Genomic DNA, 25,360 nt, shown 5'->3' with positions numbered 1-25,360 from the left:
TCGGGTGAAAGGCTTGAAATGTAAAAGTCGCAGGACATTTATATTTCTATCTCTTTATTTTCTCGGAAGCAGTCACACAAATTTTTTTTAAAAAATGAAAAAGAAATTTTTGGTAGTGGCTGCGATCAGTATCAGCAGCAGGCTATTTGCGCAACTTGTCCCCACAAGTCAGGAAGAAGACAGTACGTACAAATCATTAAGCCAGGTAATCATTACCGCCAGCAAATTTTCTAAAAAAGCATCGGAAACCGGCAAAGTGGTTACAGTGATCAACCGTGCAGTACTGGACAGAAGTATGGGAAAGGACCTGGCGCAGTTACTTACCGAGCAGACCGGCATCGTGATCAATGGCGCTACCAGCAACCCGGGCAAAGACAAATCCGTTTTTCTTCGCGGCGCCAAAAATGATTACACAGTTATATTAATAAATGGCGTGCCGGTTACGGATCCTTCAGGTGTTGGTGGCGCTTTTGATCTTCGCCTTTTCCCGATCGAACAAATCGAACGTATTGAAATAGTAAAAGGCGCCCAATCAACTTTATATGGTTCTAACGCCATCGCCGGTGTTATAAATATCATTACCCGCAAAGGTGCCGACAAGCCGGCCCAACTGTTTGGAAATTTTTCCGGTGGTTCTTTTGGTACATTTAAGAGCAATGCCGGATTGAGTGGCAATGCTGATAAAGTCTCTTACAATATTGGCTTTGTGCACCACGAAACAAAAGGGATCTCTGAAGCAAAAGATACCACGAAAGCAAAATCATTTGATAAGGACGGGTTTCTTCAAAATGGTTTGTACCTGAACATAGATGGCGAAGTGATCGAAGGTCTTCATATCAAACCTTATTTCCGTTATAATTTTTATAAAGGCGACTATGACGACGGTTCTTTTGCTGATGCTCCCAACAAATACAAATCATCGCTGCTTTCTACTGGTGCGGCTGCACAATATAATTTCAGCAAGGGTGCTGTAGTGGCACAATATGGTTATGATGAAATCTCCCGGAATTATTCTGGTTTTCCGTTTGAAGGAAAAAGTAAAAGCGCAGAATTGTATGGCCATGTAAACCTGGAGGAACATTTCCAGTTATTGGCTGGCGTCGATTACCGCAACCAACAGTCACTTGACACTAATGCCAATCCCAAAAATCCAAAGTTCAACATCACCAGTCCCTATCTTTCTTTGTTTGTAAAAAATCTTCGTGGTTTCAATTTGGAAATAGGTGGCCGTTACAATAATCATTCGGAATTTGGTGACCACTTTACGTATAGCGTTAATCCTTCTTATCTTCTAAACGAGGAAGTAAAATTATTTCTAAATGTAGCATCGGCGTTCAGAGCACCCACATTGAGCGAATTGTATGGACAATGGGGCTCCAATCCTGATTTGAAACCTGAAAAATCTAAAACCTATGAAGGGGGTGTCCAGGTTTCTTTGCTGGATAATAAATTAGATGCAAGGGTAGTTTATTTTTCAAGGAATATAAAAGATGTGATTGCCTATGGCCCTGCCTTCAGCTATATTAATCTTAATAAGCAAAAAGATCATGGTATAGAAATAGAGCCAACACTTCATATCAACAAGGACCTCCACCTAAAATTATATTACGCTTTTACAGATGGAGAAGTAACTACAAATATTGCGGGCAAAGACACATCCTATTTCAACCTGCTAAGAAGACCGAAACATTCTTTTGGTATTAATGTGGGCTACCAAGTTACTCCTAAATTGTTTGTAAGCACCAACCTCTATAATTATAGCAAAAGAACTGATATCTATTTTGATATGATTACGTACGACCAGGTTCCGGTAATATTGAAAAAATATCTTTTGTGGAGTGCCTATGCAGAATATGCTGTGGTGACAAACAGGCTAAAATTATTTGTTGACTTTAAGAATATCACCAATGCGGACTACGAGGAAGTGTATGGGTACAGCACACAGGGATTTAATGTAATGGGTGGTATTAGTTTTAAATTATAGTAACTTGAACAGGCTTCAGAATGAGAAGCCTGTTTCTTTTTCACTTTCAATAAAATCAATCGCTATGTCACTTCAAAAGATCAACCCCCGCTTTATCGTTCTGCTACTGTTGATGATAGCCGCGGCGGCTATGCGTATACCCAGTGCGGCCACACTGAGCCCCTTAAGCAACTTCACGCCTATTGGTGCGATGGCCTTATTTGGCGGTGCTTATTTTCAAAAAAACTGGAAGGCCTATGCGTTTCCCCTGCTGACCTTGTTAGCAAGTGATATTGTTATTAACACCGTTGTACACCAGGGTAAGTTTGGCATCATGTACAGCGGCTGGTACTGGACATACGCTGCTTTCGCCCTGATGGTATTAACAGGAAAAATATTGTTGAAAAAAATAACTATTAAAAATATTGTGATTGCTTCTATTGCAACAGTATTCATTCACTGGATCGTTACCAGTCCTGCCTGTATACTATTAGAAGGAAGCATGTACCCAAAAACCTGGGCCGGTTATTACACCAGCCTTGTAGCCGCCATTCCGTATGAAAGAAATTTTCTTATCGGTACTTTATTGTATAGTGGTGTGATGTTTGGAGTATTTGAATGGATGAAGCAGAGGTACACTGCATTGCAGACAAAAACAATTTGATTTATTGAAATCAGAAGCCGGAGATCGGAAATCAGAAATCTGTCCTTTTCCAACTTCATTTCTCATTCATCATGAAAGTTTGTTCATTTCTTCCCGCAGCTACGCAAATGATCTACGACATGGGCTTGCAAAATCAGCTGCATGGGGTAACATTTGAGTGTCCACTTCCCGCACGCCAGGAAAAACATAAAGTAGTAAGATGTGTACTGGAAGGAAACAATTATTCCAGCACTGAAATTGACAAAATATTTTCAGCAAGCAAGGCGCAAGGCAAAAGTCTGTATTATGTAGATGAGGAATTGCTGCAGGTGATTCAACCCGATATAATTTTTACACAGGATGTATGTGAGGTTTGCCAGATTGATACCGCCTGTACGGCCACTGCTGTGGCTAAGCTAAGGAAACAACCGCTACTCATACCCCTTTCGCCAAACAATCTTGTTGATGTTTTTAAAACGGCCATCACCATTGCAACAGCTATGGGAAAAGAAGAAGTGGCCTATGCATACCTCTCTTCATTGCAAAAAAGAACAGCTCATATACTGGATTGCCTGCGGCTAAACCAAATGCCATTGAAAAGAGTAATGTTGCTGGAGTGGATAGAACCAGTCTATAACTGCGGTCATTGGATACCTTTTCAAATTGCCCAGGCCGGTGGTATTGATATGCTAAGTAACCCTGCGGGCCACTCTATTGTAACAGCCTGGGAAAAAATAGTAAAATATGACCCTGAAGTATTGGTGATCGCCCCCTGCGGCTTTGAAGTTGAAAGGACAAAAGAAGAAATGCGACTACTTACGCAAAAAAAAGGATGGGGACAATTGATAGCCGTTCAGACACAACAAGTATATCTCGCCGATTACGATCTGTTTACCCAACCTTCTGTTTCCACGCTGGTAGATGGCATCGAACTATTAGCCGCATTATTCCATCCCGGTTTGTTTTCAGTACCATCGCATCTGCAACAAAAATATTCTCCTTTATTTCAAACACAACAATTGCATGTGCAAGCATGAAGAAAAGAAATGCCCGCGATGTGGCCGCAGTTTTGAATGCAAGGTGGGCAATGTAAACGAGTGCCAATGCAGCGGCATCTCTTTTACTGAAGAAGAGAAAAAATTTATCGGCGAAAAATACAATGATTGTCTTTGCAGGGATTGCCTGCTGGAATTAAAGAATCGTTATAGGATGTTCAAAGAAAAAATGTATTGGAAATGATATGGATGATCACGGGCGGCGCCCGGAGCGGCAAGAGCAGCTATGCGCAACAACTGGCTTTATCTCTAAGCAATAACCCTGTTTATATTGCCACCGCTAAAATATGGGATGATGACTTTGAAAAAAGAGTGAAGCGTCATCAAACCGAAAGAGATGAACGCTGGATCAACTATGAAGAGCAAAGAAATGTAAGCGAACTACCGATTGAAAATAAAACATGCATTATCGATTGTGTAACGCTATGGCTCACTAATTTTTTTATAGATACCAAAAACAATATCGATTCATCACTCGGCTTATTTAAAAACCAAATTGATGCGCTGTATGAAAAACCCGGCACCTTTATTATCATCAGCAATGAAATAGGGATGGGCGTACATGCCGATACCGACATCGGCAGAAAATTTACCGACCTGCAGGGATGGGCCAATCAATATTTGGCAGCTAAAGCAGGAAAAGTAGTGTTCATGGTATCCGGCATTCCACAAACGATTAAAGGTTAAGAAATGAATGATTTTTCATTCCCCCTTCAGGGGATTAAGGGATACATGAACTGGAGTGGTGGCAAGGATTCAAGCCTTTGCCTTCATTATGCATTTGCACAAAAAATACCGGTACAGGCATTACTGACAAGTGTAAACAAAGTGCACAACCGTATTTCGATGCATGGCGTAAGAAATGAATTGCTTGATCAGCAGGCTGCATCTATCGGCCTGCCTTTACACAAAATTGAATTGCCGGAACAACCGGGCATGGATGAATACGAAGAACTGATGACAACAAAAGTGCAGCAGCTAAAGAGCGAAGGCTTTACGCATGCCATCTTCGGCGATATTTTCCTGGAAGACCTGAAACGATACCGCGAAGAAAAATTGCAATCACTGGATATCTCCTGCCTCTTCCCCCTGTGGAAAAAGGATACAAAAGAACTGATGCAGGAATTTTTAGCGCTTGGTTTTAAAGCCATCATTGTTTGTGTAAATGAAAAATTCCTGGACAAAAGTCTTTGTGGCCGCCTGATCGATGAATCATTTGTAAGGGACCTGCCGCCCAATGTGGATGTATGCGGCGAAAACGGAGAATACCATTCCTTTGTATTTGACGGTCCTATATTTAAACAACCCATAGCTTTTACAAAAGGGGAAATAGTTTATCGGAAATATGAAGCGCCGAAAAATACGCAGGATAGCTGCAATCCTATGAACCAAGCGTCACAGTACGGTTTTTATTTTTGCGACCTGCTGCCAAAAGATGAATGATCAACAGTTATCACAAAAACCATTTAAAAAATGACTCCTGCAGAATCAACAACAGCAAGTCTTGAGCAAGCTTTGCAGCATAAGATCAACCTTAAAACAAAACCGCTGGGTGCGCTGGGAAGACTGGAAGAAATTGCCCTGCAGGTGGGATCCATACAGCAAACACTGAATCCTCAAATCAACCACCCGCATATTGTTGTTTTTGCCGGTGACCATGGAATCGCTAAAACCGGTTTGGTAAATCCTTATCCCCAGGAAGTGACAGCACAGATGGTACTGAATTTTTTAAACGGTGGCGCAGCTATCAATGTTTTTTGCAGGCAAAATAATATTGCATTGAAAGTTGTAGATGCGGGGGTAAACTTTGACTGGAACAATACCATCAGCAACTCAAACTTTATCAATGCAAAGATTGGTTATGGTACAAAAAATTACCTGGAGGAACCGGCTATGACAGAAATGGAAGTTAACAGGACCATCGGGAAGGGGAAAGAAATTGTTGCAGCTATTCATCAGTCGGGTTGCAACTGCATAGGCTTTGGTGAAATGGGTATTGGTAATACATCTTCTGCTTCGCTGATCATGAGTGCTGTTCTTCAAATGTCCATTGAAGAATGTACAGGCAGAGGAACAGGTGTGAATGAGGAACAATTGAAAACGAAAATAGAAACGTTAAAGAAGGTGAAAGAGAAATTTTCAATGCTCAATGTTCTCCCGATAGCTATCGGGAGTTCAATGCTCAATGTGCTGCAAACTTTTGGCGGTTTTGAATTAGCCATGATGGCGGGGGCTTACCTGGAAGCCGCTAAAAGAAAAATGATTATAGTGGTGGATGGATTTATTTCCACTGCAGCTTTAGTGATAGCAAAAGGACTGGGTGAAAATGATACGGACCTACCCCCCTTTAACAAATGGGGGCTTGTTTTTGCCCATTGTTCAGACGAGAACGGTCATCGGGTCATGTTGAATTTTTTGAATGCAAAACCCTTGCTGCAGCTTGGTATGCGCCTGGGCGAAGGCACCGGCGCTGCATTGGCCATTCCTTTGATCCAGTCATCCGTTAATTTTTTAAATGAGATGGCAAGTTTTGAAACGGCTGGCGTTAGTAACAAAGAATAACATAAAGACCATTTGAATATTCATGAAAAAAGAGTTTCGCATTTTTTTTACAGCGCTTATGTTTCTTACAAGGCTGCCTGTACCTAAGACCACTGATCACAACCCCGACTATCTTCAAAAAGCGGCTAAGTATTTTCCGATGATTGGTTGGGTTGTAGGCATCATTTGCGGATTAACATTTGCAGCCGGAAATTTTCTTTCCACTCCTATCGCCGCAGTCCTCTGCATTATTGCGGGATTAGTGACCACGGGAGCCTTTCACGAAGATGGTTTTGCGGATTCATGTGACGGTTTCGGTGGCGGATGGACCAAAGAAAAAATTCTCACCATTATGAAAGACAGCCGGCTGGGCACTTTTGGCGTAGCCGGTTTGATCATGATACTGTTGCTGAAATATTTTCTCCTGGTTCATATCGCCCTGCAAATCACCAATAGCAATTGGCACTTATCTTCATTAGAAAAATTTTCATACCCTGCACTTGTCATCATAGCGGCACACACGGCCAGCCGGTGGATGCCATTGTTGCTGATCCAAAACTACTCTTACGTCTTCCAGGAAGATATTTCCAAATCCAAACCGCTGGCCTCCGCCAAACTCCGTTTTGTTGAAATATTGTTTGCGTTCCTGGTGATGCTGGTTCCTATGCTTTTTTTACCGCTTCCATATTTGGCAAGTATAGCACCAATGATCCTTGTTTCTTTTTTGTTGGCGCAATTTTTTAAAAAATGGATCGGCGGCTATACGGGAGATTGTCTTGGCGCCGTGCAGCAGGTAACAGAAATAACTTTTTTGCTATCCATCGTTATCCTCAATAAATACTGGTTAACTTGTCTGCTATGATCTATTTGATACGCCATACTACGCCTGCAGTCATTAAAGGAATTTGTTATGGACAGGCCGACCTGGACGTCACTTCTTCTTTTCAGGATGAAGCCGCCATCATTCGCCGCTTTTTACCCGCCGGTATTCAGCAGGTGTACAGCAGCCCGCTGCAACGCTGCCACAAACTGGCATCCTGTTTATTTCCACACCATGAATTGATGCTGGATGATGATTTGAAAGAACTGCATTGCGGCGACTGGGAATTAAAAAACTGGGATGATATAGCAAAAGAAGAATTAGATCCCTGGATGAATGATTTTGTAAACAGGCAGGTACCCGGCGGTGAAAGTTATGTGCAGTTATACGAAAGAACAGTCAATTGTTTTACCAGTATTGTAAGTCAGAAAAAGCCTGCTGCTATATTCACACACGGCGGTGTGATAAGAAGTATTTTATCCTATGTCACCCGTACGCCGCTGATTGATTCATTTTCGATTTTCAAAATACACTATGGTTGTGTTGTAAAAATTATGTTACACAACAGCGACTATCAACATGAAATACTTTCCAATATTCCTTCTGCGATTGAACAACACCGGCCAGCCTAAATAACTTTTTTTGATAGCAGCAAATAACAGTAACGGGCTGAATAATTCTCCGGCGAAATAACAATTCCCTGAATGCATGCCGCATGTATGTTAACAGCAGCCCATTATATTTGCTGAAACATTTTCTACATGCCGATAAATTTCAGCGAACTGTTTACTGTTACTTTTACCTTGTTTGCCGTTATTGATATTATCGGTTCAGTCCCCATCCTCATTTCACTGAAACAAAAAATGGGTGGCATAAACGAAGCCAGGGCCACGATCATTTCAGGTGGGTTGATGGCTCTTTTTTTATTTATTGGTGAACCTCTACTGAAGATATTGGGCCTGGATGTACGATCATTTGCTGTGGGTGGTTCGATAGTCATATTTATTCTCGGACTCGAAATGGTATTGGGCCTTGAATTTTTTAAAAGTGAAAAAGATATAAAAGCAGCGACTGTAGTGCCCATTGCCTTTCCTTTAATAGCAGGATCGGGTACATTGACTACTATCATGTCGTTAAAAGCCAACTACGGCGAAACGACCCTGTTGATCGCTATATTAATGAACCTGGTGATTATTTATATTGTTTTAAAATCACTGGGAGCAATTGCCCGCCTGCTGGGCCCCGCAGGATTACTTGCTGTAAGAAAATTTTTTGGCGTAATATTGCTCGCCATTGCGGTGAAAATATTCGCCAGCAATGCACCCGGGTTGATATGATAAGTTCTTAGGATTAAAAGATTTAGGCACGCAAAATCCAACACCAAACCCAACCTGGCCTCGTAGTACAATGGATAGTATAAGAGTTTCCGAAGCTCCAGATACAGGTTCGATTCCTGTCGAGGCTACAACTACAGGACGTTAAACGGCAATCGGCCGGTTACCGCTGTTGCTTCTTTTTCTTCGATGATTTTATAGGGCTTGCCGAAACTACTTCGACTGAACTATTGATACCTTTTTAAGGTACTGAGTATTGGTTTTTCCACCCCTTGCAACAGCTTTTGCCCCGGCTTGATCAATTCAAATACCACGATCTCATTCCTGCCTTTCTTTAACCACTCAACCGGAACATATACTGTTTGCTGTGGCCCGATCTCCCAGTATCTGCCCAGGTTGTGACCATTCACCCACACAACACCCTTGCCCCAGTTGGAAAAATCAAGATAGGTGTCTGCTGATTGATCGATCGTGAAATAACCTCTCTTTACTACGGGTATACCTGCTCCCGGTTTAGAGAAGGCTTTTGATTTAAGAGTATTAATATCATCAAAAGGAAGAGGATACATTTTCCAGTCTTTTACTTCTTTTCCATCAAGCAATACTTTTTCCGTAATACCCTTTTTGTTTTTCAGCAAATAAGGGCCGAAGTTTATTCTTCCCATGTTCTCAACAAGAATATCAATTTGGACTTTACCCCTGGGCTTATCAACCAATAAGCTATCCTGGTATAAGCGCCTGTCTAATATGCCTGCACGTTTACCGTTAATGAATACAATACCATAATCACGCAGATCTTTAATCTTTAATAACTGCTTTGATCTGCCATTGCCATTGACAGTGGTGCGATATAGTACATATCCATAGGCTTGTTTTAAATCTTCAAATGTAAGTGGTGTGGAATGGGAAACAGGTTTTGAAAGCAAATCAAAAACCGAAGTTGTATTGGTAAAAATGACGGGGGCGGTAGCAATGGCAGGTTTTGCTTTTGGAATTTCCGGTAACTTCTCTCCGGGCAGTAAATTTTTTTCGATGGCTTCCCTGAATTTTAAAAACTTAGCTGTTGCATTACCTGCTTCATCCAGCGGCGCATCATAATCATAGCTGCTGATCTGTGGCTCATAAGGATTTTTATCATTGTAATTAGCGCCATTCATAAAGCCTCTTGTCGTGCCGCCATGAAACATATACATGTTGATAGATATACCGGCTTGTAATACGGTATCTAATTTGCCCGAGTATGATTCAGCCGGTACGGTATGATGCTTTGTGCCCCACCAATCAAACCATGCCGGATACCATTCTGCTATAAAAAAAGGGCCCCTACCATTATGATTCTGACTGATAAGTTTTCTCACTTTCTCAGGATTATCCACAGCATTGATGGCAGGTAAAAAACCGGGCAAATGACCATCTTTGATAGCCGGCCCGGGATCGCAGGTATACAGTATACCATCGAAGCCTGCCTCAATAAACATTTTCCTGTTTATATCCAGGTATTCTTTATCAGCGCCATAGGAACCGTACTCATTCTCAATCTGCACCATCAACACATTACCACCATGATTTACCTGCAGAGGAGCCAACTGCTTTCCTACCTGCATGATGTAATTTCTATACGCTTTGAGATATTGCGATTCCTTGCTTCTTACTTCCAGGCCTTTTATATTTTGCAACCAATAAGGATAGCCCCCAAACTCCCACTCAGCACATACATAAGGGCTTGGTCTCAGGATCACCCAAAGTCCTTCTTCCTGCGCTGTTTTTACAAAAGCAACAATATCATTGTTACCCTTAAAATCATATTCACCCTGTTGCGGTTCGTGAATATTCCAGAAAACATAAGTGCCAATGGTATTCAGCCCCATTGCTTTCGCTTTCTTCATTCTATCTCTCCATGCTTCCCTGGGTATTCTTGGATAATGCATTTCGCCGGATATTATTTGAAATGGCTTCCCATCCAATAGAAAAACAGAATCAGATAGCTTGAATGTATGCGATGCCTGCTGGGCAGAAAGATTGATGAAAAGAAAAAGTGTAAAGGTCAGCAATGAAATAAACTTCTTCATATTGTTTCTGTTTAGATAGGTAGGTTAATATTAGTTGACTGAACTAACGCAACATTTATACTTAGTCTTCACTTCTATTAGTATCGTCTTTTTGTTTCGTTATAGTTTTGATTACCTGCACACGGTCATTATTTTTTGAAATGATAATTACCGGCTCTTGCCTGCTTGTTTGCACAGTCAATACATCTCTTACATCACCATCAGCATGGATACCCATAGGTAAGTTGGATACCAGTAACTGATGTTTCATCTTATCCCATTGCAACAAACTACCCTTACCTGCATCTTCTCTTCCCAATTGAACTCTAAATGGATAAAAATTTCCTACAGTAAAAATTTCTTTTACGCCGTCATTGTTTACATCAAGGCTAACCGCTCCCTGCAGGGGTGAAAACTGTAGCGCCACAGGTAAGCGGTGCAACAGCAATTTGCCATCACTGGTATTTTCAAGCCAGCAGTTACCCAATTCATTGGCTTTTAATTCCAGTTTTCCTTTCTGTTGACCTGAAGTAAAAATGGTATTGAAATCTGCTGCCGCATAGTCTTTATAGTAATAAAATTTGGATTTAAGCATGGGCATGTCTTCCAACAATTCATTTCGAGAAGCATACGGGTAAGATTTGCTGCCGATATAGTAGAAAACCAGGGGCGTGACCTTACCTAAGCCAAAAAAATCATTCACATATAAAGACATTGGCTCCTTCGCTGATGCTTTAAACTGCGTGTTGGGCGCAAGATTACCTAACAAAAAGTCTTCGTCTCCGTCATTATCAACATCCACAGGTATTATACAAGTCCACAAGCCATTCGATTCCTGCAAACCATAATCGTTTGTTTGCTCATTTAATTTGTCTCCTTTATTAATAAATATTTTTACGGGCATCCACTCACCGGCAATCAACAGATCAGGCAATTGATCCTTATTCAAATCGGTCCACACGGCTGAAGTGATCATACCTGCATACTGCAGCGAGGGTGCTACGGAAACAGTAACATCTGCAAACTTCACCACACCTTTCTCTGATTGATTTTGCAAGAGATAAGATATTGGCGTGATACCGTATGCGCCTGGCACAACCCGGCCACCAACAAAAATATCAGGCTTACCATCCCGGTTATAATCAGCTACTGATATGCAGCTTTTGGAAGTATGCATAGCCGGCAATGCGTCCGCGGATAGTTTAAAACCGGCTTTACCGTCATTCAGGTAAAGCTTATCCTGGTAGGCCGTTCTATCTTCATTTTCATTTCCTCCATTCACGATATACAGATCAAGATCCTTATCATTGTCTGCATCAAAGAAAATGGACTGCACCTGGTCGCAATTATTTTCTTGTTGCCAGGGCTGCGAAGCGGCGGATTTGAATTGGCCGTTTTGCGTTTGCAGGTATAGACATGCTTTGCCCTTCCTGGGGGCTCCTATAAAAACATCTTCAAGCCCATCGCCATTTACATCTCCTTTCGACATTTTAGGTCCTTGCTTTGATAATTGCCAGGGAAGCAATGACTCATGTTTAAAATCAACAAATTCATTTTCTGTTTGAAAAAAATCAATTCCTGAAGTCGTTGTAATGTCTTGAAAGAACGGAGAACTATCTTGATGAATAGCCGCACTATCCTTATTGGCTATCGCCTCATCAACAATTATCGTTTGATTGGCTTTTATATTTTTCAATACGGTATAGTTCCCTTTTGGCCATCTTATAGTTAACGTATTGATTACGGAATCTCGTCCCAAACCAAAATGCAGTATCGGTGATACGGAAGAAAGATAACCACGCACAGTTTGCTGCTCTACTGTCTGCCGTTGTCCTGTATATGTCTCTATATCAACACGGGCGCCTGTTGCGTATGTATTTCCTGCAATACCTTTCAACTGAATGTTGAGATAATTTCCACCGGTAAGATTATTGTTGCGATAAACCGAGGCCCGTTCACCCATATTATTTACCACAAGGTCCAGGTCGCCATCATTGTCCAAATCAGCATACGCAACACCGTTGGATACATTCAAAGTATGCAATCCCCATTGTGCGGTTACATTTTCATAAGTAAGATCTCCTTTGTTATGAAAGGCGTAGTTCGAAAGCTTTGTCTGCGGAATGCTATCTATCAGTTGCCATAGCGGAGCATTAAAGCCATACAATTTTCTGAATTCCTGCACCTGGTAGGTTTGAAAATCCATGTTCGAATAATCCCGCCAGAAACCATTTGTTATGTAAAGGTCTTTATTGCCATCGTTATCGAGGTCAGCAAACAGGGATGCCCAACTCCAATCTGTGTTAGCAATACCTGCTAATTGTCCTATCTCTGAAAATCGTGGTAAAGCATTTTCAGTATTACCATCATTTAACTGCAACGTATTCCGCATATTCTGATGCATATAACCGCTATCGACCAGTATGTTGTACTTATCGTATTCATCAGGGCCACGCAATACTTTTTGACGATAGTTATCCTCAGGCCACATATCAGGCACTATAATATCCATGAGTCCATCATTATTGCAATCGGCTACATCGCAACCCATCCCGTATTTGGAAATATGTTTTAATGCCTCTTTAGTAACTTCTTTAAACGTTCCATCCTGGTTATTGAGTAAGAGAAAATCCTGCTCTTCATAATCATTGGTCATATATAAGTCGGGCCATCCATCATTATTGATATCAGACGCCACCACGCCCAAACCAAAATTGTTTCCACCTCCTGCTATTCCCGATGAATCAGAAACGTTGGTAAAATGGCCGCCATCATTGCGAAATAAATAATTACTGAAATAGGGATGCCGCTTGTGTCGCAACTTATAGGTATTTACAAGCGGTGAGTAAAACATAGTGGCGTGATTGAGCAGGAACATATCCAAATCACCATCACGATCACAATCAAAAAAAAGCGACTGTGTGCTATTGGTACCGGGAGCATCCAAACCGTATTCAACGGCTTCGTCTTTGAAAACAGGGATACCATTATGCACACCTTTATTGATGAACAATTGGTTGCTCCGGTTCTGCGGTTGTCCATTCCCTGAATAACAAACGTAAATATCCAACAACCCATCTCCGTTCACATCTGCCATCGATACACCCGTCTTCCAGCCTGACTTACCTTCCACACCTGCAGATTTAGTAATGTCCTCGAACTGCAGATTGTCTTTATTCAGATAGAGTTGATCGGGAAGTTGATTAGCCGTAAAGAAAATATCCGGCAGCCCGTCATTGTTTACATCACCTACAGCAACCCCCGCGCCATTGTACATGTATTCATAAGTGAAGATGTTTTGATCTTCCGTTTCGGTTATTTGATTACTAAAACGAATACCGCTGCTTGCAGAAACATCAGTGAATTGCTGCAATGAAGATGATGTGCAGCCAGTAAAAAAGAAGTAAATAATGAAAACTATAAAAATCCGAAACGCAATTTTTCGAATCAACTTTTTTCCACTTGACACTTTTTCAAAACAAATAAATTGTGTATCCCGCATAATTACTTTACTGCTCTTTTTAGTTGTAGGGTGAATCAATCAACAATCACTGTCATCACACTTCGGGCAGGAGCAACTAAATCACTTGCCTTAATTATTTTTTTCTCAAGATTTTTCAAGTCATTGGTCGTATGGGTGGTAAGCTGTTGCGATCCTGAAATCGTACTGTTTGTCTTGTTCAGCGTTATTGGTTTATCAGTGGCGACTAAATTCACGATTACCAATACGAGTTTGCCACTCGTTGGATCTTTAAAGCTGGAAACAAGCAGATCAGCATCATTTACGGATGACTCAACCCTGATCATGCCCGGGCGGATAAACCGGCTATAGTTTCCCAAAACCCATAACATCTTGCTTTGATAATAATTGCCATCGGTCGTGTTCTTATCAATATAAACGAGACCATCTTTATAGTCATAAGGAGAAACAGCCAGCCACCATTGCCAGGCGGAGGCATTTAGCCAAACCAGGTCCTGCTGTATTACTTTGGCGATATACATTGCGGAACTCATACCCAGGTCCCGGCCACTTCCATTGATCTCACCCGCATTGTCGCCTAAAATGCAATACTCGCTTTGCCAAACTTGAAGATTGGTTCTGGCTTTAATAACATCATTTACTTTTTTCCGCAGGTCAATAGCTTCTGTAGCAGGCGATGTAGAAAAATAACTATGTGAGGCCACCGCGGGATAAACAGATGAAAGATTACCGATGTATAAAGTTGAACTTGGATCAAAGAAAGTATTCACCTGGTTATCCTTGTTCGGTTTATCGCTGTTGGATAAAAAATATTTCAAATGACCCGCTTCAGGCACCAGGATTTTTATGTCTGGGTTCTGGCCGGCTAATTCTGTATTGAAACTTTTTACCAGGTTGCTTAGCTCTGTATTGGTGTAAGGGCACCCCTCTTGTCCACCATCACTCCAATCCCACTGTGGTTCATTAGCGGGGCTTAAAAAATTGAAACGTATGCCTGTGCTACTCTCTATTTGTTGTATAGAACTTGCCGCATGTTTGGCAAACAAACTATAGTTTTTATCCTCGATATTGCAAACACCATTGCTGGCAAATGCTTTGTTATTGCTGGTTAACTCAACAGGCGGACTGTTGTAAAATGCCAGGAACTGATTTACGCCTCTTGCTTTTGCTGCTGACAAAAACCAGTTTTGGGCCTGTATGCGATTTAACTCCGTATTATCAATCAATGAAGCGGCTCTTCGCCATTCATCGTTAATACCACTTGCATTTCCCTGGTTGGCGCTGCCCGCACCAATATTGTACCGCCACATGCTTAAGCCAATTCCTTTGGGATTTCCATTCGACAAAGTGTCCATGCTGAACAGCCAATCGGCAATGGCATTTCTTTTCTCATCGGGCCAGTTGCCTGCAAACTGGCAAGCCCATGCATCAGATGCCCCAAAGTTGTGAATGGTCTGTGCAGTCTTTGGTTCATTGATCTGGATCTGAACAGAAACAGAAGCAGGAGCCTCAGTTGTCTTTGAGCGGGAACAGGACAGAAAGAAAATATAAAACCAGAGATATTTTAAAATCATAAATTATTTTTTGCGCAGTACAGATGGGACACAGATTGACACTGATAAAACGGATTTACACAGATGAACATTCAAGTAAAAATTTACGATTGAAATCCGTGTAAATCTCTCAAACCTGCCTGCCGTCAGGCAGGTCCGTGTTATCCGTGTTCTGGTTTTTCATTAAGTTTCATACTCCCGGTATTAGCCCCGGCTTTTCGGCCAGGGCTATATTACCAGGGAGATTCTGCTTAACTGCTTGCTTTATGAAACGAACGATTAATAACCTGTGTTCTGTTGAATCTTATTTCCCGAAGCCTGTATTTCCGCTCTTGGAATGGGTAGCCAATACATGCGTGGATTAAAGGCCCGACCATCCAGGGCTACCTTATTGGCATAGGTTAATGTACTACCGTTCCTGGTGATACTAATTCCTAATGCTGGTTTGCTCTCCGTCTCTTCCGCGATCTTCCATCTGCGTACATCATAAAAACGATGTTCTTCAAATGCCAGTTCTATTCTTCTCTCATTGCGGATCGCTGCTCTCATTTCACTCTGCGACGCGGCCGTAACAGGAGGCATATTTACGCCAGTCCTGCTTCTGACCATGTTGACAGCTGCACGTGCTGATAAGGTAGAACCTGCCGGAATCGCATCCGGTCCGCCAACTTCGTTAGCTGCTTCCGCGAAATTCAGGAGGATCTCCGCATAGCGGAAATAATACCAGGGCTGGAAGCCTGCATTGCCCCATGGGTTTTGCAAAGGATAGGCTTCATTCATAAACTTCTTTAGATTATAACCAGTTTTAGAAGTGTTCCAGTTGTCTGCACCATCTCTACTGTCCTTACCACCGGGGGTAAATGTTTCAAGAGCTCTGCCCCTGTAGGTAGCACCGTTATATAATATCGTTGCATAAAAACGCGGATCACGATCGGTATATGGATCCTGCGGATCGTAATCTGATGTAGGGTCAGTGATCGGCTTTCCATTGTTCATTTCATAATCGTCCACCAGGTTTTGCAATGGAAGGTTTCCACCCCATCCACCATAGCCATTAGGTCCATTGGCGATTTCCAGGTGGGTATGACCTGCATTTTTGGTATACAGTCGTGCAAAAATGGTTTCATTATTATTGGCATCTAAAAATAGATTGCCATAACCTCCGGTGTACAAACTATATTTATTTAAATCTATTACAGTCTGCGCCGCTTTTGCGGCATCAGCCCATGTGCCACTATTATATAAAGGACTGGCAGCATATAAAGCCAACCGTGATTTCAAAGCGAGTGCAGCGCCTTTCGTAGCCCTCCCTACGGCCCATGTGCCACTATTATCCTTTGGAAGATTAGTTGCCGCAGCGTCCAGTATATTCATCACATAATCTATGCATTCTTTGATTGAACTTCTTTTGAAAAGCGCTTCATCCTGTAAGTTATCACTTAAGTTATAGACCATATCACCCATCAATACCACGCCGCCATAATTTCTGATCAGATCGTGATAACGGAAAGCACGGATGAATTGCAGCTCAGCTTTCAACAGCTTTCTATGGTCCTCGCTCATTTCCACGCTGGGAAGAGTGGCTAATGCGAAATTACATTCGCGGATGCTGCGGTAACTTCTTCCCCAGATGGTGCCTGCTATGCCGGTATTTTCAGGAGCCAACAACCCCCTTTGAATTAACCAGGTATTATCATCATTGTTATAAATAGATTCATCAGTGATTGAGCTCCACATAGCATATTCAAATCCTCTTCCAAAACCTGGATTGGTTCCGTCACCTTCTTTATCCTGGAGTCTTACACCGATATACCTGTTGGTAACAAATTTTTCGAACAGGGATGAATCACCCAATAAAGCTTGTTCTGATATACGGTCTGTTGCCTTTACATCAAGAAGGTCTTTTTTACAGGATACCATTGAAAACAGTCCTGTTGAGATAATTATAGTATAGAAAAATCTTTTTTTCATAATTGCCGTTTTAATTGGTTTAGAAGTAAACATTTACTCCAACATTAATAATGCGCTGCTGAGGATAAAACTGTCCACTGCCGTTACTTCCTTCCGGATCGTAATCTTTTACTTTGGTAATAGTGAAGAGGTTGAATGCATTAAGATAAACCCGGAATCCTTCCATCTTCGTTCTTTTCAGCAATTCGGGTGAAAGATTGTAACCCAACTCTACATTTTTCAAACGGATAAAAGAAGCGTCATTCAACCAGAACGTATTGTTATATAATCCACCATTTACAGAAGCCGAGGCCCTGGTATCTACTCTTGGGTAAGTGCCGGCTGTATTGGTTGGACTCCACCTGTTATCGGCCCAACTACTATAAAAATTACCAATAGTACCTGACTCCGGTAAGACATATTGAGTAACATGTGCCTGTCCGGATAAAACAGCGACGATATCAAAGTTTTTATATCCTGCATTCAACATAACGCCGTATGTGATTTCAGGAATGTTACCATACTTGGTTCTCACCTGGTCATCTGGTGAAATCTTGCCATCCTTATTATAATCCTCGTAAATTAAATCACCAAGTTTGTTGGCGTTACCATTCACCTGTGTATACTTACTCAAATCATCCGTCGTGCGGAAAATGCCAATGGCGTTGTATAAAAGAATGGTATTTAACGGATGACCTGTCCGCCGCTGGTACTCTAACATACCGGATGCTTCATCAACAAATTTGACCTTGCTTCTTGCAAACGTGAAATTCCCGGAAATTCCATAGCTAAATCCATTACGGGTTTTATTGTTATAACCCAATGTTGCTTCAAAACCTTTATTATTTACTTTAGCAATGTTTTCGTCAGGTACAAGCGAAGTCGACCCAACCGGATTTACAATACCTGACACCAAAGGAATGGATGCGTTTCTTTTCGCCAGAATGTCCGAACGCTTTTGCTGGAAATAGATCAATTCAATAAAAAAGTTTTTCAAAAACACCGCTTCCAATCCTATATCGGTCTTTTTAGCTGTTTCCCAGGTGATTTTTTCATTGGCCAATTTAGTAAGATCAATACCAGATACAACGTTGCTGCCTAATACCAATTGATTATTCAAGCTATAGTTGTTGAGGTATTGAAACAACTCAACATTGTCGTTGCCGAGTTGACCATAAGAAGCCCGCAATTTCAAATCATTGATAAATCCTACATTAAAGAAAGATTCTTTGGAAATGCGCCATCCCGCTGATACGGATGGAAAATAACCATACTGATTTCCTTTAGGAAATATAGATGACCCATCTATACGCATCTGCACTTCGGCGAGGTACTTATCGTGGTAGTTATAACCCAGTTTCCCGAGATAACTTTTTCTTGTATAGTGGTAAGAACCTCCGTAATTATTCCTATCAGCAGCGGCCGCACCTCCTTGCGACAGTTCGGGTGTTTGCGTTGTTGGAAAATTTTCCCTGTAAGCACCAAATTCTTCTGCTTTATATTCACTTTGCTCATAACCCACAAAAGCGTCGATGTTATGGCCACCAAAACCTCTCTTGAAATTCAATTTAATGTTTGCCGTAGTTTGTGATTGGTTTCTTTGAGTTTCACTTAATGTGGCCAACCCATTGGCGCCGCCCATTATCTGTTTGCTGTAAACGTCAGTAGTCCTATCATACTTGTATAAGATAAACGGCTGGGAAAATGCTTTACCGAAAGACCATAATTTATCAATAGCTAAGAAACCATCAATGGATAATCCCTTAACGGGCGCAATATTATAACTACCTTTCAAAATGCCGTTAAATACCTGTGTTGGATTCTTATTCAGACCACCAATATCGGTTGCCATCACCGGCGGGTTTGATCCTTCAATTCCGTAGGAAGGAAGCCCGTTCGGGAAAAAAGCGGGAATAATAGAGTATGCACGGTAGATAGAACGGAAAATGCTGCCCGCGGACGCAATGGGAAATTGCCGGTTCTCTTCACGGCCTGAAAGGTATAAGCCTACTTTGAAATCTTTGGTAATATTGGCATCAATGTTTGAGCGAAAGCTATATTGTTTATACTTTGTAGCGCCATTTTTATACAAACCATCCTGGTACAAGGCACCAGCAGAAACATAATACCTGATATTTTCTGAACCACCACTTACAGATATATTTGCCTGGCTTTGTGGTGCTGAATTTTTTAATGTCACATCTGCCCAGTCAGTATTAGGATAATTTAAGGGATCGGAACCGTCTGCGAACTTTTGAAGCTCGGCCGCAGAATATTGCTGGTTCATACCACCGCCTTGACTGGTGTAATAAGCGATCTCATTCATGATAGCGGCATAGGTTACAGCGTCCGCCATCTTTGGCAATCGTGTAGGAGACGAAAAGCCCTGGTTAAAGCTTGCCGCGATCATGGGTTTACCTGAGCGACCACGCTTCGTAGTAATTAATATCACTCCGTTCGCGGCGCGGCTTCCATAAATAGCTGCCGATGCATCCTTCAGTACAGTGAGACTTTCAATATCATTTGGATTGAGACGTTCCAAACCACCAATTTGCCCAGGCACTCCATCTACTACGATCAGCACATCATTGTTGCCGGTGGTAGCTAATCCGCGTATATAAATGGCCGAACCATCATAGCCCGGCTCACCAGTCCTGTTGTTGATGGTCATACCGGAAAATCTCCCTGCCAGCGAGTTGGATACATTGGGCTGCGGGCTTTTTACAAGTTCCTGTCCTTTCACAGTAGAAATAGATCCTGTCAGTGTTGCTTTGCGCTGGCTGTTATAACCAACCACCACTACATCAGTAAGCGTAGAGCTGAGAGGCGTCAGTTCAACATTGATCGTAGTTCTTCCATTCACCGCCATCTCCGTTGCGCCATAATTGACATGGGAAAATACAAGAATACCCTTTGGAGGAACAGTAATCGAAAATCTTCCTTCCGCATTGGTGGACGTGCCCGTCGACTCGCCTTTTACCTGTACAGTTACATCCGCCAGGGAAGTGTCGCCCGAAGTTACCCGTCCGGTAACGCTAATTTGTGCAAATGCTGAAAGGGATAAGAGGGAAAACAAAAACAAACAGAGCATAAGCGGTATCTGTTTGTGCTTACGGGGTGACGCAACGGCGTCTTTCTCATTCGTTGGCAAGCAATTCATTTTGCAGTCGTGTTTTAAATTAAAAATGGAGATAAAAGCCAGAGCAGTTTGTAGGAAAAGAAGCGACAGTATGTCAGAGTTTCAAAAATTGAGTCATTGATTATCTAATGAAGATCCTCCCTAACCTGCTACCGTCTCCTGGCTGATATCAGTGATACAAAACCAAATTTAGACTGCACTATCAGTTAACCTGGGTTCCTGATTATCCAAAAAAGGGGTACAAATTCTGAATTTTAAACATAAAGGCTGAAGATTTGTCCTTTGATTGGGCGTAAAAGGAGGCTTATTCTCGTATTAAAAATTAAAAAGAGGAAAATCATAGCTGTCCCGATCATGAGATTTTATAGCGAATAATAACATTGCCATACCATCCCTTTTGGAAGAACAAACTGTTCGGATCACTATGTAACTTTTGGAAGTAACTGCTATTTTGACAATTTCGGAGGATTATTTCCTTACGCTATGATCTAAGGTCTGGTTATTATGAAATGGCTTTCTGAACTTCTTTATATAGTCGGAAGGATTTAATCCAAATAGGTTATAAAACTGTGCCCGGAAATACTTTATACTTTGAAACCCAACCATGGTTGCTGTTTCATTCACATTCATTTCCGTGCTGATCATAAGCTCAGCCGCCTTTTTTAAACGTACAAAGCGGATAAAACTATTGAGCGACTGACCAGATACCGCTCTTATCTTTTTGTACAGGTTCGAATGGCTCATACCCATTTCCGTCGCCAATACCTTTATCGAAAAATCATCATCCAGCAAATGCTCTTCAATGATCCTCATACAGTTCTCGATAAACTCCTTGTATTCAACAGAAACTTTAAATTTCGCCGATCCCAGGGTTACTTCATTATAGAAATAGCTTTGGAGGATATTTCTTCTTTTTAAAATGGAGCTTACACGGGCCATTAAAATATCCTTATCAAAGGGTTTTTTAATGAAATCATCCGCTCCCTTATTCATTCCCTTTAGTTGCATTTCATCGGACGAGCTACCTGTCAGTAATATAACCGGGATATGGTTTAAGGAGCTGTCTTCCTTTATTGTTTTACAAAGATCCAAGCCATCCAATCCCCCCATCACAATATCACTTATGATCAGGTCGGGCAAATGTTCTTTCGCCAGCTTCAGTCCTTTGACGCCGTCATCTGCCTGGAGTATCTTGTATTGGTCATTTAAGATACTAACCAGGTAATGCCTGATTTCCTGATCGTCATCTATAATAAGCAATGTCTGTTTTTCAGTAGCCAGCTCCTGGATAACCACAGAATTGGTTTGGCTTTCTTCCTGCTCTGCAGGATCTTCTGACATTTCGTTTAATAAAGAAGAAACTGGTTTTGCCGTCGATGGGATCTCCGCATTCGAAAAATCGATTTTTTGATCAATCTTACGAGTTTCCATTACCGCCGTGACATTATCAGCCACCACCTCGTTTACATGCAGCTTGTTCAAACTAATATGAAAAGTGGTGCCCCTGCCTTCCCCGCTGTTAAACGATACGGATCCTCCATGGGCTTCAACAAAATTCCTGACCAGGTAAAGTCCAATACCAAACCCCGCTTTATTATTTGCACTCTTCAATTGAGTGAAACGCTCAAAAAGCTTTTGCCCTTCTTCGGCCGGAATACCCTGCCCGGTATCGGAAACACTAATTTTTACTTTTTCATTATCTTCCTCTATCGTGAAAATGATAGAACCTTCATCAGGTGTGAACTTAAAAGCGTTAGACAAAATATTAAACAATGCGATCTCAATTTTTTCCCGATCCGCTTCTATCATGATATCCTTAACATCACATCTCAGCTCATAGCTGATTTTTCTCGATCGTGCCTGTTCTGAAAAGCAAAAGAATACTTCCCTGCAAAGCGCATATATATTTTGGTTACTAAGATTTAGCCTGCCTATTTCCTGTTCTGCCTTTTTAAATAGTAAAAGTTGGTCTACCAACCTTAGCAAGCGTCTTGCATTGCGGTACACGATGCGCAACTCTCTTGTCTCAGCCTTGCTATCTTTTTTATGTAATAAATCTTTAATCGGGTTAATAATAAGCGACAAGGGCGTGCGGAACTCATGCGACACGTTAGTAAAAAACGCAATCTTTTTTTCATTCAGTTCCCTCTCCTTTTGCACTTCCACGTTGGCTAGCTGGATCTGGTATTTCAAACGGGCCTGGCGGCTCTTATACAACGTATAAAAATATAAGACACCTGCTACAACCAGGAAATAGATACAATAGGCCCACCAGGTCCGGTACCAGGGTGGCAACACCGTTATATGGAGTAAATCATATGGCTCGCTCCAGGCCCCTCTTTTGTTGCTCACCTTTACTTCAAAAATATAATCACCTTCCTGCAAATTTGAATAATTGGCTGTCCGGCTATTACCTACATTGTTCCAATGTTTATCCCATCCTTTTAACTGATACGCATAATTGATGTTGGATACATCTGAATAATCCAAGCCCAGGTAATCCAGTGTAAGCAAAGCCTCGTCGTAGGGAATAACGATGCGCCTGATCTTCTCCAACTCTCTTTCTTTTACAAAGGCTTCATTTTTTGCAATCGGGCTGTTGTTGACCCGAAGACCTGAAAGAAATATTTCGGGTGACACGCTTTTGCTATAAACATTACCGGGATAAAAAATATTAAACCCTTTAATACCGCCAAAAATGAACTCCCCGCTTTGAAGCGCCAGGGCTGCGTTAAAACTAAATTGATTGCTTTGCAGACCATCAGACTGGTAAAAATTCTGCCACTCTTTTTTTTGCGCATTAAACTTGGATAGTCCATTGTACGTGCTGAGCCATATATTACCTTGTTCATCTTCCAGCATACGCAGCACGGTATTATTGGAAAGACCATCATTAGTAGTGTATCGCTCAAAACGGCCGGTCTTTTTATCGAAGAGCATCAGCCCGCCTTCCTGGGTTCCTACCCAAAAATTGTTTTTCTTATCCTCATATATACAACGTATGGGATAGCCCACTTTATAATAGGTGTGCTTTTTAGTCAGTGTATCAATCTTTATTAACGCAGAATAATCGCCGCCCCAAAGAGTACCGCTACGGTCTTCCGCAAGAGCCTGCAATTCAGACAAACTATTATCAAACTCAACAAATTGTTTTAACCGGTAATCAAACTGATACAAGCCTCCGCTTCTTACGGCACAGGCCCATAATCTATCCTTTGAATCAACCACCAACCGCCAAATGTTACTATTAACCCCTTTCGTTTTTGAATTGAAACATTTAAAGCGTTCAAAAGATTTTGTTGCACGATTATACCGGTTAATGCCATCAAACCAGGTGGAGAACCATACATTGTTTTGTTTATCTTTTATAATACTGGTGATAAAATTGCTGCTGATAGAACCCGGATTTTTTTCATCATGTTCAAACGTTTGATAGGTATTAGTGGAACGATTCCAATAACGAAGCCCGGCGCCATCTGTGCCAATCCAAATTTTCCCGGGTTCATCTTCACAAAAAGAAAAGATGAAGTTTTTTACTGAAGCATTATTATCACCTGGCTGGTAAACAATTTTTTTAAATGGAGATGCCGGCTCCACAATATTTATCCCGCCCCGCAATGTTCCAATCCACTTTCTTTCTTCTTTATCTTCACACACGGCATAAACGGAGTTACTGTTGATCAGCGATTTGCCATCGTCGTTGGCAGGTTGCAAGGGTTTCGCTTTTGTTTCTCCATGTTCCAGCAACCATACACCTGCTCCATCTGTTGCGATCCACAGGACTCCTTTTTTATCCTCACAAAGACTCACAACCGGGCCTCTGTATGAAACATAACTTTCTGAAAAGCGATTCGTAATTTCATCAAATAGATAAAGTCCCCAGTCATTGCCAAGCCACAACTTTTCATTGCCGATAGCTTTTAAACAATTAGCGTAACGCAGCACATCACTTTTTAAACGAAGTGAACCGTCTTTGAAATTGAATTCATACAATCCATAATCCTGTACAAACACATAGGCCACCCCTTTTCGTTTATCATAGTTGATTGCAGATACATAGTAATTCAAAACATCTTTTCCTTTCCACTTTAATGGAATCTGCCGCCCCACATTCGCATCCGAAAAATAAAAAAGGCCGTTATGTTGTGTGCCTGCCAGTGTTTTTCCCGCATCCGTTACCGAAAGAGCAATTACATTATCGTTTAGTCTTTGCGTAGTTTTTCCTTTATAAAAAGAGTAAGATGGCGTAGAAAAAGTTGAGGTAACCGGGTTAAAAATGTTAACCTCCTTCTGTCCACCCACCCAGAGCCGATGGCCTGCGTCTTCATCTATTACATTAATATTATTAGAGCTCAATGATGTGCTGTCGCCCACAACATTCCGATAGGTTTTAAAACTGTAACCATCATAACGGTTTAATCCATCATATGTTCCAAACCACATAAAGCCATTATGATCCTGGAAAATGGAGTTCACCACATTATTGGAAAGACCGTTTTCAATACCTAAATACTTTACCTGTACATCCTGGGATTTGAGTTGACAGGAAAATAAAACCGAAACGACAACAGTTAAATAGCGACAAAGGGCTGGCAAACACATAGACAACAAATTCAACAAGCAGGATGTAAAATAGGGAAAAATCAATAATTCGGAAGCAAACTACTGTTGTCCCAGGGAGATATTGATTTTTTTATCAGTTTATCTGTAATAGTTAGTATTTAATCCGACAGTTGAGGATTTTTTCTTTTCAGTTTTATAGGGTCAGGATATAAAAGTTTAGGCTGCTGGAGTTAAGTTGTTCAGCAGTTTTTGTTTTGCTAAGGTAATAGA

At 41.4% G+C, this 25,360-nt stretch carries 16 protein-coding genes and 1 tRNA gene; 11 read left to right on the top strand and 6 right to left on the bottom strand.

Annotated features, from left to right (window positions below; all coding sequences use genetic code 11):
- Nucleotides 1-94: 94 nt before the first annotated feature.
- From P2W73_RS00085 to P2W73_RS00035, 11 genes are all read left to right on the top strand, one after another.
- The gene (locus tag P2W73_RS00085; protein WP_276499925.1) at nucleotides 95-1,984 is read left to right on the top strand and encodes a TonB-dependent receptor plug domain-containing protein; all 1,890 of its coding nucleotides are present in this window, start codon (nucleotides 95-97) and stop codon (nucleotides 1,982-1,984) included.
- Nucleotides 1,985-2,048: 64 nt separating this feature from the next.
- Complete coding sequence (locus P2W73_RS00080) at nucleotides 2,049-2,627, top strand: DUF6580 family putative transport protein (RefSeq protein ID WP_276499924.1); 579 nt, start codon at nucleotides 2,049-2,051, stop codon at nucleotides 2,625-2,627.
- 71 nt (nucleotides 2,628-2,698) lie between these two features.
- Nucleotides 2,699-3,643 (top strand): ABC transporter substrate-binding protein, encoded by a 945-nt coding sequence (locus P2W73_RS00075; protein WP_276499923.1) that lies wholly within the window; start codon nucleotides 2,699-2,701, stop codon nucleotides 3,641-3,643.
- A complete protein-coding gene (locus P2W73_RS00070; RefSeq protein WP_276499922.1) occupies nucleotides 3,630-3,845 on the top strand; it encodes a cysteine-rich CWC family protein in 216 nt (71 codons plus the stop codon). Before P2W73_RS00075 ends, P2W73_RS00070 begins: the two co-directional genes overlap by 14 nt.
- Nucleotides 3,842-4,348, top strand: a complete 507-nt coding sequence (locus P2W73_RS00065) for a bifunctional adenosylcobinamide kinase/adenosylcobinamide-phosphate guanylyltransferase (RefSeq protein ID WP_276499921.1) — start codon at nucleotides 3,842-3,844, stop codon at nucleotides 4,346-4,348. Before P2W73_RS00070 ends, P2W73_RS00065 begins: the two co-directional genes overlap by 4 nt.
- A 3-nt stretch (nucleotides 4,349-4,351) precedes the next feature.
- Nucleotides 4,352-5,104: a Dph6-related ATP pyrophosphatase gene (locus P2W73_RS00060; RefSeq protein ID WP_276499920.1), complete on the top strand. Its 753-nt coding sequence runs from the start codon at nucleotides 4,352-4,354 to the stop codon at nucleotides 5,102-5,104.
- A gap of 30 nt (nucleotides 5,105-5,134) precedes the next feature.
- Nucleotides 5,135-6,223 carry a nicotinate-nucleotide--dimethylbenzimidazole phosphoribosyltransferase gene (gene cobT, locus P2W73_RS00055; protein ID WP_276499919.1) on the top strand — a complete coding sequence of 363 codons (1,089 nt, stop codon included), beginning with the start codon at nucleotides 5,135-5,137 and terminating at the stop codon, nucleotides 6,221-6,223.
- Between the two features lie 22 nt (nucleotides 6,224-6,245).
- Nucleotides 6,246-7,064 (top strand): adenosylcobinamide-GDP ribazoletransferase, encoded by an 819-nt coding sequence (locus P2W73_RS00050; protein WP_276499918.1) that lies wholly within the window; start codon nucleotides 6,246-6,248, stop codon nucleotides 7,062-7,064.
- The gene (cobC, locus tag P2W73_RS00045) at nucleotides 7,061-7,654 is read left to right on the top strand and encodes an alpha-ribazole phosphatase (RefSeq protein WP_276499917.1); all 594 of its coding nucleotides are present in this window, start codon (nucleotides 7,061-7,063) and stop codon (nucleotides 7,652-7,654) included. Before P2W73_RS00050 ends, cobC begins: the two co-directional genes overlap by 4 nt.
- Before the next feature lie 129 nt (nucleotides 7,655-7,783).
- On the top strand, nucleotides 7,784-8,359 hold the full coding sequence (locus P2W73_RS00040; RefSeq protein WP_276499916.1) for a MarC family protein: 576 nt from the start codon (nucleotides 7,784-7,786) through the stop codon (nucleotides 8,357-8,359).
- A gap of 56 nt (nucleotides 8,360-8,415) precedes the next feature.
- Nucleotides 8,416-8,487, top strand: a tRNA-Arg gene (locus P2W73_RS00035).
- Between the two features lie 96 nt (nucleotides 8,488-8,583).
- Here P2W73_RS00035 and P2W73_RS00030 read toward each other — a convergent pair.
- The 6 genes from P2W73_RS00030 to P2W73_RS00005 all read right to left on the bottom strand — a co-directional run bounded on the left by P2W73_RS00030 (nucleotide 8,584) and on the right by P2W73_RS00005 (nucleotide 25,129).
- Entirely contained in the window at nucleotides 8,584-10,425 is a 1,842-nt protein-coding gene (locus P2W73_RS00030) for a glycoside hydrolase family 35 protein (RefSeq protein WP_276499915.1), read from the bottom strand.
- A gap of 61 nt (nucleotides 10,426-10,486) precedes the next feature.
- On the bottom strand, nucleotides 10,487-13,906 hold the full coding sequence (locus P2W73_RS00025; protein WP_276499914.1) for a VCBS repeat-containing protein: 3,420 nt from the start codon (nucleotides 13,904-13,906) through the stop codon (nucleotides 10,487-10,489).
- 35 nt (nucleotides 13,907-13,941) lie between these two features.
- Nucleotides 13,942-15,459, bottom strand: a complete 1,518-nt coding sequence (locus P2W73_RS00020; RefSeq protein WP_276499913.1) for a glycoside hydrolase — start codon at nucleotides 15,457-15,459, stop codon at nucleotides 13,942-13,944.
- A 258-nt stretch (nucleotides 15,460-15,717) separates the two neighbouring features.
- Nucleotides 15,718-17,409: a RagB/SusD family nutrient uptake outer membrane protein gene (locus P2W73_RS00015; protein WP_276499912.1), complete on the bottom strand. Its 1,692-nt coding sequence runs from the start codon at nucleotides 17,407-17,409 to the stop codon at nucleotides 15,718-15,720.
- Between the two features lie 19 nt (nucleotides 17,410-17,428).
- The gene (locus P2W73_RS00010; RefSeq protein ID WP_276499911.1) at nucleotides 17,429-20,548 is read right to left on the bottom strand and encodes a SusC/RagA family TonB-linked outer membrane protein; all 3,120 of its coding nucleotides are present in this window, start codon (nucleotides 20,546-20,548) and stop codon (nucleotides 17,429-17,431) included.
- A 447-nt stretch (nucleotides 20,549-20,995) separates the two neighbouring features.
- Nucleotides 20,996-25,129 (bottom strand): hybrid sensor histidine kinase/response regulator transcription factor, encoded by a 4,134-nt coding sequence (locus P2W73_RS00005; RefSeq protein ID WP_276499910.1) that lies wholly within the window; start codon nucleotides 25,127-25,129, stop codon nucleotides 20,996-20,998.
- Nucleotides 25,130-25,360 lie beyond the last annotated feature (231 nt).

The sequence above is a fragment of the Terrimonas pollutisoli genome, assembly GCF_029360765.1.
Lineage (GTDB): Bacteria > Bacteroidota > Bacteroidia > Chitinophagales > Chitinophagaceae > Terrimonas_B > Terrimonas_B pollutisoli.
Note: the sequence above shows the minus strand (reverse complement) of the source record. Positions and strands in the feature narration are given on the sequence as shown.